This is a genomic window from Mycolicibacterium parafortuitum (genome assembly GCF_002086815.1).
Lineage (GTDB): Bacteria > Actinomycetota > Actinomycetes > Mycobacteriales > Mycobacteriaceae > Mycobacterium > Mycobacterium parafortuitum.
Map to the genome: position 1 here is coordinate 25,205 of NZ_MVID01000025.1, position 17,839 is coordinate 43,043.

15 protein-coding genes are annotated in these 17,839 nt (G+C 69.1%); 11 read left to right on the forward strand and 4 right to left on the reverse strand.

Going from position 1 to position 17,839, the window contains the following annotated elements:
* Positions 1-17 precede the first annotated feature (17 nt).
* A complete protein-coding gene (locus BST38_RS22335; RefSeq protein WP_083145674.1) occupies positions 18-581 on the forward strand; it encodes an alpha/beta fold hydrolase in 564 nt (187 codons plus the stop codon).
* A gap of 13 nt (positions 582-594) precedes the next feature.
* Here the strand turns inward: BST38_RS22335 and ngg are convergent, their stop codons facing one another.
* Together ngg and BST38_RS22345 are read right to left on the reverse strand one after the other, a co-directional pair.
* Entirely contained in the window at positions 595-2,364 is a 1,770-nt protein-coding gene (ngg, locus tag BST38_RS22340) for an N-acetylglutaminylglutamine synthetase (RefSeq protein WP_083145675.1), read from the reverse strand.
* Positions 2,361-4,166, reverse strand: a complete 1,806-nt coding sequence (locus tag BST38_RS22345) for an N-acetylglutaminylglutamine amidotransferase (protein ID WP_083145676.1) — start codon at positions 4,164-4,166, stop codon at positions 2,361-2,363. Before BST38_RS22345 ends, ngg begins: the two co-directional genes overlap by 4 nt.
* A gap of 240 nt (positions 4,167-4,406) precedes the next feature.
* On the opposite strand from BST38_RS22345, the gene BST38_RS22350 reads away from it, so the two are divergent.
* From BST38_RS22350 to BST38_RS22395, 10 genes are read left to right on the forward strand one after another with little or no spacing between them, the layout of a single operon-like run.
* Entirely contained in the window at positions 4,407-5,123 is a 717-nt protein-coding gene (locus BST38_RS22350; RefSeq protein WP_083145677.1) for a DUF2848 family protein, read from the forward strand.
* Complete coding sequence (locus BST38_RS22355; protein WP_165761625.1) at positions 5,113-5,922, forward strand: 2-keto-4-pentenoate hydratase; 810 nt, start codon at positions 5,113-5,115, stop codon at positions 5,920-5,922. Before BST38_RS22350 ends, BST38_RS22355 begins: the two co-directional genes overlap by 11 nt.
* A complete protein-coding gene (locus BST38_RS22360) occupies positions 5,919-7,505 on the forward strand; it encodes an AMP-binding protein (RefSeq protein ID WP_083145679.1) in 1,587 nt (528 codons plus the stop codon). The genes BST38_RS22355 and BST38_RS22360 overlap by 4 nt, the downstream gene beginning before the upstream one ends.
* Positions 7,506-7,539: 34 nt before the next feature.
* Entirely contained in the window at positions 7,540-8,757 is a 1,218-nt protein-coding gene (locus tag BST38_RS22365) for an acyl-CoA dehydrogenase family protein (RefSeq protein ID WP_083145680.1), read from the forward strand.
* On the forward strand, positions 8,754-9,647 hold the full coding sequence (locus tag BST38_RS22370) for a VOC family protein (protein ID WP_207569365.1): 894 nt from the start codon (positions 8,754-8,756) through the stop codon (positions 9,645-9,647). The genes BST38_RS22365 and BST38_RS22370 overlap by 4 nt, the downstream gene beginning before the upstream one ends.
* A 7-nt stretch (positions 9,648-9,654) precedes the next feature.
* Positions 9,655-10,719 carry an acyl-CoA dehydrogenase family protein gene (locus tag BST38_RS22375; protein WP_083145681.1) on the forward strand — a complete coding sequence of 355 codons (1,065 nt, stop codon included), beginning with the start codon at positions 9,655-9,657 and terminating at the stop codon, positions 10,717-10,719.
* On the forward strand, positions 10,716-11,477 hold the full coding sequence (locus BST38_RS22380) for a maleate cis-trans isomerase family protein (RefSeq protein WP_165761626.1): 762 nt from the start codon (positions 10,716-10,718) through the stop codon (positions 11,475-11,477). The genes BST38_RS22375 and BST38_RS22380 overlap by 4 nt, the downstream gene beginning before the upstream one ends.
* On the forward strand, positions 11,474-13,090 hold the full coding sequence (locus tag BST38_RS22385; protein ID WP_083145683.1) for a GMC family oxidoreductase: 1,617 nt from the start codon (positions 11,474-11,476) through the stop codon (positions 13,088-13,090). The genes BST38_RS22380 and BST38_RS22385 overlap by 4 nt, the downstream gene beginning before the upstream one ends.
* Before the next feature lie 9 nt (positions 13,091-13,099).
* Positions 13,100-13,495 (forward strand): gluconate 2-dehydrogenase subunit 3 family protein, encoded by a 396-nt coding sequence (locus BST38_RS22390; RefSeq protein WP_083145684.1) that lies wholly within the window; start codon positions 13,100-13,102, stop codon positions 13,493-13,495.
* Between the two features lie 25 nt (positions 13,496-13,520).
* Entirely contained in the window at positions 13,521-14,981 is a 1,461-nt protein-coding gene (locus BST38_RS22395) for an aminobutyraldehyde dehydrogenase (RefSeq protein ID WP_083145685.1), read from the forward strand.
* A 108-nt stretch (positions 14,982-15,089) separates the two neighbouring features.
* Here BST38_RS22395 and BST38_RS22400 read toward each other — a convergent pair whose 3' ends face one another.
* Together BST38_RS22400 and BST38_RS22405 are read right to left on the reverse strand one after the other, a co-directional pair.
* On the reverse strand, positions 15,090-16,553 hold the full coding sequence (locus BST38_RS22400; RefSeq protein ID WP_083145686.1) for an NAD-dependent succinate-semialdehyde dehydrogenase: 1,464 nt from the start codon (positions 16,551-16,553) through the stop codon (positions 15,090-15,092).
* Complete coding sequence (locus BST38_RS22405; protein WP_083145749.1) at positions 16,550-17,824, reverse strand: aminotransferase family protein; 1,275 nt, start codon at positions 17,822-17,824, stop codon at positions 16,550-16,552. The genes BST38_RS22400 and BST38_RS22405 overlap by 4 nt, the downstream gene beginning before the upstream one ends.
* Between the last annotated feature and the right edge of the window lie 15 nt (positions 17,825-17,839).

Consider the following 17,839-nt stretch of genomic DNA (forward strand, 5'->3'; position numbering starts at 1 on the left):
CCCTGTAGCGTGACGCAATGCCCACTCCCATGGTCACCGTGGACGGCTTCGGCGTGCCCGTCTCGGTCGCCGGACCGGACAAGGGTTCGGTCGTGGTGATGCTGGCCGCGGCGCAGCAGAACCCCGCCGCGTACGAAGGGGTGTGCCAACGGTTGCACACCGCGTCGCTCAAGACCGTCGTCGTCGGCGCGGACCCGCGCCTGACCGCCAAGTCCGTCATCAGCGTCCTCGACAGCCTCGAGATCCGGTGGGCGCTGCTGGTCGGCGACCGGGTCGGCGGCGAGTTGGCATGGGAACTGGCCGCCACCCGGCTGGACCGGTTCATCGGCCTGGTGGCGATCGACCGCGGCCACCCGAAGGTTCCCGACCTGACCGGCGCCGTGCGTGACGAGGGCTGCCCGCCGGTGGAACTGAACACCACCGCGCTGGTCAGCAGCAGCGCGTCACGTGCGGTGGCCAAGGCGAGCCAGCGTTTCGTCTACGGCGAATACCGCATCGTCGAACTGCTCGGGCGGCGCAACGCCGCCGATTCGACCGCGCAGTTGGCCGCCGAGATCGTGATGCGGTCCAGCACGTGGTGAGCGCCGGCAGGCGCTAACCCGTCGGCGCCTCGTCCGGGGTCCAGGCCTGGGGCAGACCGGGCTGGTTCGGAAACAGAAAGTCCACGAACGCTTTTGCGGTGGGCTGGGGCTCGTGATTGGCCAGCCCCGGGCGTTCGTTGGCCTCGATGAACACATACTCGGGCTTGGTCACGTCGGGTACGAGCAGGTCGACCCCGGTGACCGGGATGCCGATCGCCGCGGCGGCGGCCACCCCCACCCGGCACAGCTCGGGATGCACCGTCGAGGTCACATCGTGGATGGTGCCGCCCTGGTGCAGGTTGGCGGTGCGGCGGACCCGGAGCCGCTCACCCTCGCCGAGCACGTCGTCCAGCGAGAACCCGGCCTCCCTGACCGTGTTCTCGGTGACCGCGTCCATCGGAATCCGCGACTCACCGCCGGTGGCGGCGGCGCGCCGACGGCTCTGCGCCTTGATCAGCTCACGGATGGTGTGCTTGCCGGTGCCGGTGACCTCGGCGGGCAGTCGCAGCGCGGCCGCGACGACCCTGCCGTCGATGACCACCAGCCGCAGATCGTCGCCGGGGGCGCGTTCCTCGATGAGCACTTCGGGGTGCTGCTCGCGGGCGCGGGCGAGGGCCGCGTCGAGTTCCCCGGGGCTGTCGATGCCGACGGTGATGCCCTTGCCCTGCTCGCCGCGGGTGGGTTTGACGACGACGTCGCCGACCTCGGCGAGGAATTCGTGGTCGGCCTCGTCGAACGTGGCCAGTCTGCCCTTCGGCACCTTGATGCCGGCCTCGGACACGATGCGCCGGGTCAGCCGTTTGTCGTCGCAGCGGGCCATCGCGACCGCCGAGGTGTACTCGGACAGTGATTCGCGGGTGACCACGCTGCGCCCGCCGTGGGACATCTTCATCTCGCCGGCCTCGGCGTCGAGGACCTCCACCCAGATACCGCGGCGCATCGCCTCGTCGGCGATGATCCGCGCATACGGGTTCAGGTCGTCGACGGTCTCCGGGGGATGGGTGAACAGCGGCTCGTTGATCGCGTTCTTGCGCTTGACCGCCATCACCGGAACGCGGGCGAACCCCAGCTTCTCGTACAGCCCGATCGCGGCCTCGTTGTCATGGGCGACGGACAGGTCCATGTACGCGCGACCACGGTCGCGGTACAGCGCGGCCAGTGCCCGGGTCAGCGCGGCGCCGACGCCGGGCACCGGTGCGGCCGGGTCCACGGCGAGCGTCCACAGGCTCGAGCCGTTCTCCGGGTCGGAGAACAGCGCGACATGGTCGACGCCGGTGACCGTGCCCAACACCGAGCCGTCCTCGTCGCTGACCGCGACCAGGTAGTCGACGGCGTTGCGGTCGCGGTGGTTGTCCCACAGCACATCGGACGGTGCGGCGACCATCCCGCAGCGGAGATAGACCCGGTTCATCTCGTCGGCATCGGTGCGGGCCTCCAGCGTGCGCACCCGGAACCCACTCGGCGCCGGGGCGTCGGCCGCGACGTCGGCGAATCGCAGCCGGTAGGTGTGGCTGGGATCGATGAACAGCTCCGAGGGCGCCTTGGCGACCAGCACATGGGGCTCGCGCGCGTAGATGCAGATGTCGCGACGGCCCTGACCCTCCTTGCGCAGTACGTCGGCGAGCCTCTCCGGGTCGGCGAACGTCTGCCCGAAAATCAGTCGCCCCCAACCGAGTTCGAGAACGACGTCGTCCGACATCGTGTCGAGCACATCCTGGCTGGCGGCCTCGTGCAGCGCCAGCGTGATGGCCTCGGGGTTGTCCGCTGTCGGGTCAGCTGTCATGCGGCCACACCGTTGATGCCATGGCGCTGCAGCCACATCTCCAGCAGCGCGATCTGCCACAACTCGTTGCCGCGCAACGGCGTCAGCCGCCCGTTCGGATCGGCCAGCAGTCGTTCCACCGCATCCGGGCGAAACAGCCCGCGCTCCTTGGCCTCCGGGGCGTAGAGCGCGTCGCGGACCATGTCCAGGTACGGCCCTTCGAGGTGGGTCAGCGCGGGCACCGGGAAGTAGCCCTTGGGCCGGTCGATCACCTCGGACGGAATCACTTGCCGGGCAGCCTGTTTGAGTACGCCCTTGCCCTCGTGCGCGGTCTTCAGGTGCGGCGGGCACGTCGCGGCGAGCTCGACGAGCTCGTGGTCGAGGAAGGGCACCCGGCCCTCCAGGCCCCACGCCATCGTCATGTTGTCGACCCGCTTGACCGGGTCGTCGACCAGCATCACCGTGGTGTCCAGCCGCAGCGCGCGGTCGACCCCGGTCTCGGCCCCGCGCCGGGCGAAGTGTTCGGTGACGAACAGCTCGCTGGGATCCTCGTCGGACAGGTAGGCCGGGGCCACCAGATCGGCGTAGCCGGCCTGGTCGCGGTCGAAGAACGCGGTGCGGTAACGCGCCACCGAACCCTGCACCGACGCGGCGTCGGGCTCACCCATCGGGGGATACCAGTGGTAGCCCGCGAAGACCTCGTCGGCGCCCTGGCCGGACTGCACCACCTTGACGTGCTTGGCGACCTCCTGGCTCAGCAGGTAGAACGCGACGCAGTCGTGGCTGACCATCGGTTCGCTCATCGCGCCGATCGCGCCGTCGAGCGCGGGCAGCATGCGTGCGGTGTCGATGCGAATCTGGTGGTGATCGGTGCCGAAACGGTCGGCGATGATGTCGGAGTACTTGAACTCGTCGCCGGCGACACCGTTGACGGATTCGAAGCCGATCGAGAACGTCTTGAGGCCGTGCTGGCCGGCCTCGGCGAGCAGTCCGACGATCAGGCTGGAGTCGACGCCGCCCGAGAGCAGGCAGCCGACCGGCACGTCGGCGACCAGCCGGCGTTTCACGGCGGTGCGCAGGGAATCGAGAACGGCGTCCTCCCAGTCCTTGTCGGACCAGTCGGCGCGGTCGGCGCGGCGGGTGAAGTCGGGCTCCCAGTACGTCGTGGTGGTGACCTTGCCGTCCGGTTCGATCGCCATCAACGACGCGGGCGGCAGTTTGGTGACACCGCGCAGGATGGTGCGCGGTGCCGGGACCACCGAATGGAACGACATGTAGTGGTGCAGCGCGACCGGGTCGATCCGGGTGTCGATTCCCCCGCCGGCCACCAGCGCGGGTAACGAGGACGCGAAGCGGATCCGGTCGGGTGTCTGCGCCAGATAGAGCGGTTTGATGCCGAGCCGGTCGCGCCCCAGCAGCACGCGTCCGCTGTCGCGTTCGACGATAGCGAACGCGAACATGCCCTTGAGGTGATCGACGAAGCGGTCACCCCAGTGGTGGTAACCCTTCAGCAGCACCTCGGTGTCGCTGTGGGAGAAGAAGCGGTAGCCGTGCCCGGCGAGTTCGTCGCGCAATTCCTCGTAGTTGTAGATGCAGCCGTTCCACGCGATCGTCAGACCGAGGTCGGAGTCGACCATCGGCTGGGCGCCGGCCTCGGACAGATCGATGATCTTCAGGCGCCGGTGGCCGAGGGCGACTCGCCCCTGCGACCAGGTGCCCGCGGCGTCGGGGCCGCGTGGGACGAGAACCTCGGCCATCGCCGAGACTGCACGGACATCGGGGTTGTTTCCGTCGAGGCGGACCTCGCCGGTGGCTCCACACACGTGACCGACCCTACCTTCGTGACGAACCGACTGGATCCTGCTGCGCTGTTCTGGCGGCCACCGACACCGGAACCGGCGGCGCCGTGTGGGGTTACCCCTGCGCAACCCCGCCAAACCCGTTGCGGCGATCAAGATCGAGACCGTCGTCACAGCGCCTGAGAGTGCACTCAAACAGCGACCCTGCTACCTTCATCGCACATTGTTGACAATCTGAAATCCTGCACTCCCGATAGGAACGACATGCCACTCCAGTTCGCCGTCCAATCCCTCACCGGTGATGCCGCCACGGTCTCGGTGGACGTGCGCCGGCTCTACAACTTCGGCTACGCGGGCCGCGACGCGGCCTCGATCCAGGAGCACATCGACGAACTCGTCGAGCTCGGGCTGCCCGCGCCCGGGTCGGTCCCCGCGCTCTTTCCGTTGCCCCCGCGCCTGGCCACCACCGACGGCGTGATCTCGGTGACCGGCACCGACAGCTACGGCGAAGTCGAGTACGCGATGATCCGCGCCGATGACGGCCAGTGGTATGTGACGGTGGCCAGCGACCATTCCGATTTCGAGATCGAGAAGCTGAGCACCTCGAAGTCGAAGACCGTCTACCCGGACGTCGTCGCCGGCACCGTCTGGCCGCTGGCCGAGGTGCGCGAGGGTTGGGACGACCTGGTGCTGACCAACCGCCGGACCGACGCCGACGGAACCGAGGTCGTCCAGCAGTCGCCGGTGGCCACGCTGCTTCCGCCGGAAGCGCTGCTGTCCGTGCTCGAAGAGCGCACCGGCGGTGAGATCCCGGTCGGGACGATCGTGCTGTCGGGGACCGTGGCGGGACTGCCGGCAACCGGTGCCCCGTCTTGGGAGGTCTCGCTGGAGGACCCGATCCGCGGTCGGAGCATCACGCTGTCCTACGCGGTGGATCAGCTGCTCGCCGAACTCGTCGGAGCCGCCGCCCGTGCGTCCTGAGCGTCGATGCGGGCTCGACCGGGCCGCGCAGCTGTTGGCCCGGGCACGTCTGGACGTCGCGGTGATCCCGGAGATCCCGGCCGACATCCGGCCGGTGGACCTCGCCGAGGCCTACCACGTCTCTGATCGCCTTGCCGAGGAGCTCGGCTGGGAGATCGGCGGATGGTACTGCGCCGCGACGAACACCAGTATTCAGCGGCTGTTGAACCTCGAAGAGCCCTACTGCGGAAGGCTTTTCGAATCCCTGATCTTCAGCAGCCCCGCGGTACTGGACCCGGCGTCGTTCCCGCCGATGATGGTCGAGATGGAGGTCGCGTTCCGCCTCGGCGCCGACCTGCCGGCCCGTCGCGCGCCGTACACGCGCGACGAGGTGGCGGACGCGGTCTCCCACGTCGCCGGGTCCATCGAGATCGTGGCGGGGCATCTCGACGACTGGATGACCCAGGACGCGTACTCGGTGATCGCCGACAACGGCACCGACGGCGCGCTGGTCGTCGGACCCGAACACGGCGACTGGCAGTCGTTCGATCTGGCGGCCGTCGAGGTGCAGGTCACCCGCAACGGAGTCGTCGAAAGGCGCGGTGCGGCAACGAATGTGCTGGGTGATCCACTGAACGCGATGACCTGGCTGGCGAATGCCCGCGCCGGCCGCGGCGACGGGCTGCGCAGCGGCCACATCCACAACACCGGGACGCTGACCAGTCCGCTGGCGGTGGCCCCGGGTGACGTCCTGGTGGCCGATTTCGGCGTGCTCGGTGACGTCCGACTGGAACTCGAATCACAGGAGGGTGCGCGATGACCGAAGGCGACCTGACCCAACTCCCGATCGGGCAGCTGTGGGCCCATCGGGTCGACACGCAGCCCGACGACGTGTTCGTCGAGTTCCGTGACCGTGCCCTGACCTATGCCGAAGTCGACGCGACGGCGAACCGGATCGCCCGCGGACTGACCGCATCCGGGGTTCGTCCGGGCGATCACGTCACGATAATGATGCCCAACTGCGCCGAGTTCGTCTACGCGGTACTGGCATTGGTGAAGCTCGCCGTCGTGGTGGTGCCGATCAACACCGCCAACCGCGGGGAGAGCCTGCGGCACGTGCTGAGCAACTCCGACTCGTCGACGCTGATCGCCGACGCGCAGTTCGGCGACCAACTGTCGGCGGTGCTACCCGGGGTCGCCGGGTTGCGGCGGGTCGTCGTGCACGGCGCCGACCCGTCGGACGCGGCGTCCGCGTTCGCCGGCACGAACCCGATCATGCTGTCGGAGCTGGTATCTCATCCGGACGATCCGGTGCTCGAACCGGCCGGCCTCTCGGACGTGCACGCGATCATGTACACCTCCGGCACCACCGGACCCGCCAAAGGTGTGCTGGTCCCGCACCGGCTGGCGCTGGCCAATGCTTCCGACGTACGCACGTTCTCAGACTGCGCGGACAAGACCATCTACTGCCCGCTGCCGCTGTTCCACGCCGCCGCGCTGTGGGACGGGCTGTTCTCGACGATCCTCGCCGGTGCCCGCATCGCGATCGTGGAGAGGTTCAGCGCATCCCGGTTCTGGGACGACGTGCGCAAGTTCGACGCCCAGGTGGTGCTCGGCGTGCCGTCGATGATCCCGATCCTGATGTCCGCACCGCCGAGCGAGCAGGACACCGACCACCCGCTGGAGGCGTTCTACACCGGCAAGTCCGCCCTCGACGACATGTTCACCCGCCGGTTCGGGGTGCGGTCGGTCGAGACCTACACCAGCACCGAGATCGGCGTCGGCACGGCCAGCCCGTTCGGCCGATGGCGATCCGGGTCGTGCGGTCAGGTCAACGGTGACCGTTTCGACGCCGCCGTGGTGGACGATTCGGACGAGTTCGTCGGCCCGGGCCAGGCAGGCGAACTGGTGTTGCGGCCGAAGCAGCAGAACGCGATGGCACTGGGTTACTACAACGCCCCCGAGGCCACCGCGAAGGCGTTCCGCAACGCGTGGTTCCACACCGGCGACCGCGTCTACCGAGATGAGGACGGCTACTTCTACTTCGTCGACCGGATGAAGGACGCGATCAGGCGCCGAGGCGAGAACATCTCGGCCTTCGACATCGAATGCGCCGTCGATCTGCATCCGGACGTCGTCGAGTGCGCCGCGATCGCGGTGCCGTCCGAGATGGAAGAGGACGAGGTGAAGCTGGTCGCCGTGCTGGCGGCGGGGGCGACGACCACGCACGAGCAGATCGTCGAGTTCTGCGAGAAGTCGCTGCCGACGTTCGCCGTACCGCGGTTCGTCGAGTTCGTCGCCGAACTCCCGAAGACCGCCAACGGCAAGGTGGCGAAGTTCCGGTTGCGCGAGGCCGGTGAGCGCGGGATCACCCCGGGAACCTGGGACCGCCAGCGGGCCTGAATCCGCTGAGACGACCGGACTTTAGAGGAGAGCAATGGACTGGCAGGACACCGCGGACGAAGCGGCGTTCCGGGCACAGGTGGCGACGTTCGTCCGCGAACGGTTCCCGCGCGACTACCGTCCGGACCCGCTCGCCGAACACAGTGTGGAGCCCGAGGACGTATGGGGCTACAACTGGCCCGTCGACCGGGTGTCCGAGGACCCCCAGCGCCGCGACGGTGCGCGGCAGTGGGCGTCCGCACTCGCGGAGAAGGGGTGGATCGCGCCGGGCTGGCCGGTGGAATTCGGTGGCGCCGGTCTGTCGGCGACCCACGAGGCGATCCTGCAGGAAGAGTTCATGCGGGCCGGAGTGCCGACGGTCAACGGCAACGGGGCGCTGCTGCTGGGTCCGACGCTGCTGCGGCACGGCAACCGCGCGCAATGGGAAGCCCATCTGCCCGGCATCGCGTCCGGAGAAGTCGTGTGGGCACAAGGCTTCTCCGAACCCGAGGCGGGCTCCGACCTCGCCGGGGTGCGCACGACAGCGGTGCGCGACGGCGACCACTACATCGTCAACGGCCAGAAGATCTGGACGTCCTTGGGGCAGTACGCGGACTGGTTGTTCCTGCTGGTACGCACCGACCCCGCAGCGCCGAAACACAAGGGGTTGTCGTTCCTGCTGGTGGACGCGACCACACCGGGGATCACGATCCGGCCGATCACCGACATCCGCGGGGCGGCACCGTTCGCGGAGATCTTCTTCGACGACGTCCGGGTGCCCGCGGGCAATCTGGTCGGCGACGAGAACGGCGGCTGGGCGGTCGCGATGACCGCGCTGAACCTCGAGCGTGCCGGCATCGGCGCGGTCGTGAAGTTCGATCGTGCGGTACACAGCCTGATCGCCCATGTCCGTGACGGCGCGGGCACCGGCTACCTGCGCGCGGACCAGACCCGGCTGCGGCAGGAGATCACCCGCCGCCACGTCGAGGTGCGCGTCCTGCACAATCTGGCCCGTCTGACCATCTCGACCGGGGGCTCGGGATACGAGGCGTCGGTCAACCAACTCTTCAGTGCCGAACTGCATCAGCGGCTGGCCCGCACCGGACACGACGCGCTCGGATCCGCGGGCCAGATCTGGCGCTCACCGACCGCCCCGGACGCGTCGCGGTTCACCCATATGCGGTTCGATGCGGTGGCGGCGACGTTTCTGGGCGGCTCCACCGAAATCCAGCGCACGATCATCGCCACCCGCGGGCTGGGGCTGACCCGATGATCCGCACCTACCGGATCGACCACATCGCCCAGGTCGTCGACAATCACGATGCGCAGGTGGAGGTGATGACCGATGTGTTCGGCTTCACCGCGACACATTCCTGGCACGGCAACGGGTTCCGCGGAACGCGGCTGGCGGTGCCGGGAAACCGCGGGCACAGCTGGGTGGTGATGCACGCCGAGGACGGCGGCACCGGCATCCACCATGTCGCGATCGAGGTTCCCGACCTCGCCGCGGCGCAGGCCGAGCTGGGCCGCCGCGGAGTCGGCGTGGAGATTCTGGAAGAGGGCCGGTGGATCGCGGCGTCGTTGTCGCCGCCCGCGCATCAGCCGGGGCTGCCGGTCTGGATCCGGGGACCGCAGGCCCCGGGCCTCCCGGGGGAAAGCCCGCTGCGGACCGAAACGCCCCACCCCGAAGGCACTGTGGGCATCACCGCGATCAACCATGTGTGTCAGGCTTTCGCCGACCGTGACGAACTCTCCTCGTGGCTCACCGATCTCGCCGGGTTCGTCGAGGTGTGGCGCACGCCGGACGGCACCTATCCCGACATGGCGGACCTCGTGCTCAGCATTCCGGGGTCGGAGATCTACTGGGAGATCATGAGTCCTGTCGGCGACGGCTCGTTCGTCGAGCGATTCCTGGGCAGGCAGGGGCCGGTAGGGCACCACGTGACCTTCGAGGTCGCCGACTGGGAGCACGCGCTGACGGTGTGCGAGCAGCGTGAGGTTCCGATCTTCGGGGTCGAGGAGGGCTTCGTCGACGACGCGCGATGGAAGCACCTGTTCATTCGCCCGCAGTACACGGCCGGGACGCTGGTGCAGCTGTTCTGGGAGAGCAGGCCCGGGGTCTGGGTCCGTTCCAAGCACGTCGCGCCCGTGGAGAAGGGGTGAGCACCGAATGGACCTGACACTGACCGAGGACCAGCGCATCCTTCAAGATGCCGCCCGGGAACTGTTGCACGACAACATCACCGACTCCGGCGCCGCCGCGGTGGTCGGCACCGACACCGGCTTCTGCGCCCGGCTCTGGGCCACCATGACCGGGCTGGGATGGCAGAGCCTGGCCATCCCCGAAGAACACGGTGGGCTCGGCGCCGGATTCGTCGAGGTGTGCCTGCTGATCGAGGAACTCGGCAGGGCGGGGATCCCGTCACCGTTCCTGGTGTCCGCCTGCGCGGCATCGGTGATCGCACGATCCGGCGACGCGCCCCACCGCGCTGAGCACCTGGATGCGATCCGCGACGGCGCGATCTACAGCTGCGTTGCCGACGGCATCACCGCGACGGCGTCGGGCGGCGAGGTCGTCCTCGAGGGGGTCGCGATGTTCGTGCCGTACGCGCGGCACGCCGACCGGCTGCTGGTCGTCACCGGCGACCGTGGCAGCGGCCGCAGGGCGGTGGTCGCGGTCGGCGACATCGGAGATCGCTGCGAGCGACTGGATGTCGTCGGTACCGAACCTCTCTACCGGGTCGACCTGAGCGGTGTGCGCGTGCCCGCGGAGCATGTGCTCGGTGGCGAGGAGTTCGCCGGCGGCTACCTCGCGCACCTCACCGTCGCGACATGCGCGGCGATGGTCGGCGGAGCTCAGGGGGTACTCGAGCGCACCGTCGGATACGCCAACGCGCGCAGCCAGTTCGGCAAGCCCATCGCCACCTTCCAAGCCGTGCAGCACCATTGCGCCGACATGGCCGTCGACGTCCTCGGCGCCCGGCTGGCCACCTACGAGGCGGCCTGGGAGCTCGGCCGCTCAACCGGCGCGGTGTCGGCGGTGTCTGTTGCGAAGGCGTGGACGACCGAGGCCTACGAACGGGTCTGCGCGCACGGACACCAGGTCCACGGTGCGATCGGCTTCACCTACGAATGCGAATTGCATTGGTATCTCAGACACTACATCGCCACCAGCCAATCGTTCGGCGATGCGGATTTCCACTACGCACTGCTTCAGGAGGAACTCGGACTGTGACGATCCATACCCAATTGGCCTACGGTGCCGCGCCGGTGATCGGCGTGATCGAACTGTCGACCAGTGTCGCGATCACCGTCGAGTCACAGCTGGTGGTGCCGGACGACATCGTGGTGGTGTCGGCGCGGCTGCGGCTGCCCGGCGGAAAGGTCAGCGCCGCGACGCTGGGGGAGATGACCTCCTCCACCGAACTGGAACGTGCCGCACAGCAGGTCGCCGATGCGGGTGCGCAGGTGATCGCATTCGCATGCACCACCGGAAGCCTGCTCGGGGGACCCGGATTCGACACCGGGCTCGCCGAGCGCATGACGGCTCAGACGGGAGTACCCGCGCTGACGACCGCCACCGCCGTGGTCCGCGCACTGCGCCGGGTCGGCGCGACGTCCATCGCCGTCGGCACCCCGTACATCGACGAGCTGAACGTCCTGGAACAGGAGTTCTTCGAAGCCGCCGGATTCGAGGTCCGCCACATCGAGGGGCTGCAGATCGGCGAGGACCGCGACATCTCGCGGCTGACCGCCGCCGAGGTGCGGGCGCTGGCCGAGTCGTCGATGCGTGACGGCGTCGACGCGCTGTTCCTGAGCTGCACCAACATGCCCACCGTGCCGCTGCTCGCCGATCTGGAGGACCAGTTCGGCGTCCCGGTGATCTCCAGCAACTCCGCGACCCTGTGGGCCGCGCTGGAGGCCATCGACGCACCGGCGCGCTCGACGCGACTCGGTGGTCTGCTCGCCGGCCTGCAGGGGGCCGCCCGATGAGCACCCGCAGCGATGCCGATGTCCTGATCGTCGGGGCCGGCGCTTCCGGAAGTGTCGCGGCGCTGGAACTCGCGTCCCGCGGGTTTCGTGTGGTGTGCCTGGAGCAGGGCGATTGGGCACTGCCCGACGACTTCCCGGCCGGCAAACCCGAGTGGGAACTCGCCCGCCTCAAACAGTGGAACTCCAGCCCGAATGTGCGGCAGGCGGCCAGCGATTATCCCGTCGACTCCGCCGAGAGCCCGATCGAACCGCTCATGTTCAACGGCGTCGGCGGCAGCACGATCCTCTACGCCGGGCACTGGGTGCGCGCGCTCCCGTCGGATTTCCGGGTCAAGACCCTCGACGGCGTCGCCGACGACTGGCCGCTGACCTATGAGGACCTGCGGCCGTTCTACGACGAACTGACCCATTTCATGGGCGTTTCCGGGCTCGCGGGCGACCCGTCGTATCCCGACGAGCACACCTTCCCGTTGCCGCCGCTGCCGATCGGCAAGTACGGCCTGGTCGCCGCGCACGGCATGGAGAAGCTCGGGTGGCACTGGTGGCCCGGCCCCAACGCCATCGCCTCGCGCGCGTTCAAGAACCGCTCGGCGTGCATGCGTTACGGCTCGTGCGAGTCCGGGTGCCCGACCGGGGCCAAGGCGAGCACGGACTTCACCCACTGGCGCGACGCCATCGCGGCCGGGGCGGTGCTCGTGACCGGCGCCCGGGTCAGCCGGTTGACGATGGACACGAAGGGCCTCGTCACCGGTGCGGAGTACATCGATCGCGACGGCAACCTCTGCCACCAGGCAGCCGGGGTGACCGTGTTGGCGGCCAACGGAATCGGCACCCCGCGGTTGTTGCTGAACTCGGCCTCGGCACAGTGTCCGGACGGCGCGTCCAACTCGTCGGGACTGGTCGGCAAGCGGTTGATGTGCCACCCGCTGGCCTCGGTGTACGGCATCTACGACGACGACCTCGGCAGCCACCTCGGACCCACCGGGCAGGCACTGCAGTCGCTGCAGTTCTACGAGACCGACACCGACCGCGGCTTCGTGCGCGGCGGCAAGTGGAACCTGATGTCGGCACCGGGTCTGCTGCGGCACAACCAGTGGGAGCCGGGCCAGGATTGGCGCGACACCATGGGGCCGGCCTTCCACGATCGCCTGGGCCGGATCGGGCGATACACCGAATGGGGTGTCACCATCGAGGACCTGCCCGAGGAGCACAACGAGGTCGTGATCGATTCGGACGTCACGGATTCCGACGGCATCCCGGCGCCGAGGATGCGCTACGTCATCGGGGAGAACAGTCGGCGCATGATCGACTACCACCTGGAGCGGATGAGCGAGGCGCACCTGGCCGCGGGTGCGGTCGCGCTCGACCCGATCCCGGTGGTCCGCGAGAGCGGCTGGCACCTGCTCGGGACCGCGCGCATGGGCTCCGATCCGGCGACGTCCGTCGTCGACCAGTACTGCAGGTCCCACGACGTGCCGAACCTGTTCGTCATCGACGGCAGCGTGTTCGTGACCTCGACCGGAGTCAACCCGACGGCGACGATCATGGCCATCGCGTTGCGCGCCATGCGTCACCTCGCCGACAACCGTTCCGCCCAAGTCACTTCGAGCTGAGGACTGACCATGACGCTCACCACGGCACAGCGGGCGGTGTTCTCCGCACTGTCCGACCTGCTGATCCCGGCCTCGGCGACGATGCCGTCGGCCACGGCGGCCGGCGTCGCCGAGGCGTTGATCGACCGGGCACTGGGCTACCGGCCTGATCTCGCCGAGGACTTCGTCGCCGCGGTCCAAGCCTGCGAAGGACGCGAGCCCGAGGCCGCCCTCGACGACCTGGCTGTCCGGGATCCGTTGCGGTTCAAGGCATTGACCCTGCTGACCGCCGGGGCCTACGCGGCCAGCCCACAGGTGCTGGCCGCGCTCGACTACGTCCCGCCTCCCGTCCCCGTCGGCGACGACACCGACACCTACATCGATCTGCTGGCCGACGTCGTCGAGCGCGGCTTCCGGATCCGCTGACCCCCAACAGAGAGAAAGGCCCCCGATGACCCAGACACAGCAGTATTTCGAGGTGACCCACTTCATCGCCGGTACGGCCACGCTCGGTGCCGGCACCCATTCCGAGCCGGTGATCAACCCCGCGACCGGTGAGGCCATCGTCGACGTGCGGTACGGAACGGCCGCCGACGTCGACGCCGCGGTCGCCGCCGCACTGTCGGCGTTCGCGACCTGGCGGCACACCACGCCGAAGGAGCGGGCGGACATCCTGCTTCGCTGCGCCACCGTCATCGACGAGCACACCGAGGAACTCGCCCGGTTGGAGTCCACCGACACCGGCAAGCCGCTCCCCGCCGCCCGCGACGATGTCGCGGCAGCCGTGGACACATTCCAGTTCATGGCCGGGGCGATCCGCGCCCAGCAGAGCCTGGCCGCAGGCGGTTACGTCGCCGACCACACCTCGACGATCCTGCGCGAGCCCGTCGGCGTCGTCGCCGCGATCACCCCGTGGAACTATCCGCTGCTCATCGCCGCGCAGAAGATCGGCCCGATCCTGGCCGCGGGCAACACCTGCGTGATGAAACCGTCCGAACACACCCCGCTGACCACGGTCCGGCTGACCGAGCTGCTGGCCACCCACCTGCCCGCCGGTGTACTCAACGTCGTCAACGGTGACGGTGCCGTCGTCGGCGCCGCGCTCGCCGCCCACCCGGACGTCGCGCTGGTCTCGGTCACCGGCAGCGTGCGCAGCGGACAGGCGGTCGCCCAGGCGGCGGCCGCGTCACTCAAACGACTGCATCTCGAACTCGGCGGCAAGGCACCGGTTCTGGTGTTCGCCGACGCGGACCTCGACGCGGTCGCCGACGGCGTCGCGATGGCCGGCTATTCCAACGCCGGGCAGGACTGCGGTGCCGCCTGCCGGGTCCTGGTGGACGAGTCGGTGGCCGACGAACTCCTCGACAAGCTCGTCCGACGTGTCGAGGCGCTCGCCGTCGGCGACCCCGCCGACGGCGACCACATCGAGATGGGCCCGCTGATCACCGAGGCGCAGTACCACCGGGTGCTGGGATTCCTCGATCGGGCAGCCGAACAGGGGATTCGGGCCGCCACCGGCGGGAACAAGCTCGAACGCCCGGGATTCTTCGTCGCCCCGACGGTGCTGGTCGACGTCCCCGACGACGCCGAATGCGTCAAGGAGGAGATCTTCGGGCCGGTGGTCACGGTGCAGACCTTCGCCGACGAGGCCGCGATGATCGCCGCCGCCAACGGCACCGACTACGGACTGTCGGCGTCGATCTGGACCGAGGACGCGCGCAGGGCCGCCGAACTGCCCCGCCACCTCGACTTCGGCACGGTCTGGGTCAACAACCACCTGGTGATGCCCGCCGAAACACCCTGGGGCGGTTTCAAATCCTCCGGCTACGGGCGGGACATGTCCATCTACGCCCTCGACGACTACTCACGCACCAAGCACGTGATGGTCAACCACGGACGCCAGACGCCGTGAGAATCGAGTGCAAAAGCGCCTTCTACGACGTGCTGCGCGCGCTGCACTGAACACCAGACAGATCAGCCCCCAGCCGCTTCGGCGGCTGGGGGCTGATGTCGTCGGTGCTCAGTGTGTTTCGCGGCGAGCGATGTTGTAGAACCGGATGGACTGGTACTCCTCGAGTCCCTCCGCGCTGCCCTCGCGGCCGAGGCCGGACTGCTTGATCCCACCGAACGGCGCCGCCGCGTTGGACGGGACACCCTGGTTGATGCCGACCAGACCGGTCTCCAGGCGATCGGCGACGTTGAGTGCACGGTCCAGGCTCTCGGTGAACACGTAGCCGGCCAGGCCCAGGTCGGTGTCGTTGGCGCGACCGATCACCTCGTCCTCGGTGCCGAATCGCTGCACCGCCGCGATCGGGCCGAAGATCTCGGTCGTCGCGACCTCCGCGTCGGCCGGGACATCGGCGAGAACCGTTGGCGTGTAGAAGTAGCCGGGCCCGTCTGGTCGCGTGCCGCCGGTGCGGATCGTCGCGCCGCGTTGGGTCGCGTCGGCGACCAGCCGGCACATCGATGCCACCGCCCGCTCGTCGATCAGCGGGCCCAACCCGACACCGTCGGCGAGGCCGTTGCCGACCGCGACACTCGCCATCTTCTCGGTCAACCCTTCGAGGAACGCGTCAGCGATCCCGTCCTGGACGAAGATGCGGTTCGCGGCGATGCAGGACTGACCGCCGTTGCGCATCTTGGCCTGGAAGGCGCCGGTGACCGCCCGGTCGAGGTCGGCGTCGTCGAACACGATCAGCGGCGCGTTGCCGCCCAGTTCCATCGACGACCGCAGGACGTTCTCGGCGGCCAGTCGCAGCAGCGTGCTGCCGACCGGGGTGGACCCGGTGAACGACACCTTGCGCACCCGCGGATCACGCAGCACGGCCTCGGAGAACTGCGGGGCCGCGTTGGTGGTGACGACGTTGACCAGCCCGTCGGGGACGCCCGCCTGCCGCGCCAGCTCGACGGCGAGGATCGTCGTCAACGGCGTCAGCGCGGCCGGTTTGATCACCACCGGGCAGCCCGCCGCGAGCGCCGGGGCGATCTTGCGGGTGGCCATCGCCAGCGGGAAATTCCACGGCGTGATGAGCACCGACAGCCCGACCGGGGCGCGGCGGGCGATCATCTGGGCTCCACCGAGAGGCAGTTCGCGCGCGTCGCCGCGCGGGCGCACCGCCTCCTCGGAATACCACCGGACGAAATCGGCGCCGTAGGTCACCTCGGCGCGGGCCTCGGCCAGCGGCTTGCCCATCTCCCGGGTGATGAGCACCGCGAGATCCTCGGCGCGTTCCAGCAGCAGCTCGTACCACCGGCGCAGCACGTCGGCGCGGGTGCGTGCGGGGGTGCGGGCCCACAGCGCGCCCGCCTCGTCGGCGGCGGCGACCGCGTCGAGGGCATCCTGCACGGCCGCGTCCGGAACAGTGGCGATCACCGCCTCGGTGGCCGGGTCGAGGACCTCGATGGCCGGGCCCGCGGCCGGGGTGGGCAGCCCGGCGAGGACGGCCTCGGACCGCGACAGGGCGTCTGTGTCGGGGACCGTCACTTCTGCTCTTCCCCGGCCAGGGTGTCGTCGATCGCCGCGACTAGTGTCCGCAGTTCGTCGTCGGTGGTGATGAACGGCGGGCTCAGCTGAAGGGTGTTGCCGCGCAACGGACGTACCACGAAACCGCGGTCGATCAGCGCGTCGGTGACCGCGACGGCGTCATACTCGTCGGTCAGCGCGATACCGGCGAGCAGACCGCACACCCGCACCTCGTCCACCGACACGCGACGAGAGGCCATGTCGCGCAGTGCCGTATCGAGCAGGCTCTCCAGGTCCTTGACGCGTTCGACGAGGCCCTCCCGTTCCAGGATGTCCAGGTTGGCCATCGCGACCGCCGCTGCGGTGGCGTGACCGGCATAGGTCGCGCCGTGCCGGAACACCGGGGTGTCGTCGCCGTCGAGGTAGAACGGCTGCCAGATGCGGGGGCTGACGAGCACGCCGCCCAGCGGCGCGTAGCCGGACGTCACACCCTTGGCTAAGGTCAGCAGGTCCGGCGTGACACCGAAGCGCTCGGCCCCGAACATCGTTCCGGTACGGCCGAATCCGGTGATCACCTCGTCGAGGATGAGCAGGATGTCGTTGTCCCGGCACAGCTCGGCGAGGCCGGTCAGGTAACCCTCCTGCGGCGGGTGGACCCCGCCGGTGCCCTGGACGGGCTCGGTGACCAGCGCCGCGATGTTCTCCGCACCGATCTCGGCGATGATCGCCGCGGTGGCGTCGAGGTCGTGCAGCGGGATCCGGGCGGTCTCGGGCACCAGGGATTCGGTGCCGTAGCCCTCGCGGTTGAAGTCGAGCCCGCCGATGCTGGTCCCGAACGCGTGCAGTCCGTGATAGGCGAATTCCCGGCTCAGGATCACGGTTTTCGTGGTGCGCCCTTCGCGCTGCCAATGCCGCCGGGCGAGCTTGCACGCCACATCGATGGCATCGGAACCACCGGAGTTGAGGATGACCTTGGGGTCGGGGATCGGGGACATCGCGGCGAGTCGCTCGGCCAGCGCGAGCGCCTGGTCGTTCGTGAACCGTCCGAAGATGTGGTAGGTCTCCAGCTTGGTCATCTGGTCGGCCGCCGCGTCCGCCAGTTCGGGACGGCTGTGCCCGATGTTGGCGTGCCACAGGCCGGCGGTCGCGTCGAACAGCTTCTTGCCGTCGGCGGTCCAGATGTAGGAACCCTGGCCGCGCTCGATGACGAGCTGACGGCCGAGAACGGACGGGACGTGTGCTTGCGCCGGCCAAAGAGCCGGTCCGGCAAGGACTGCCGGGACGGAGGTCATCATGGTCCTTTCGGA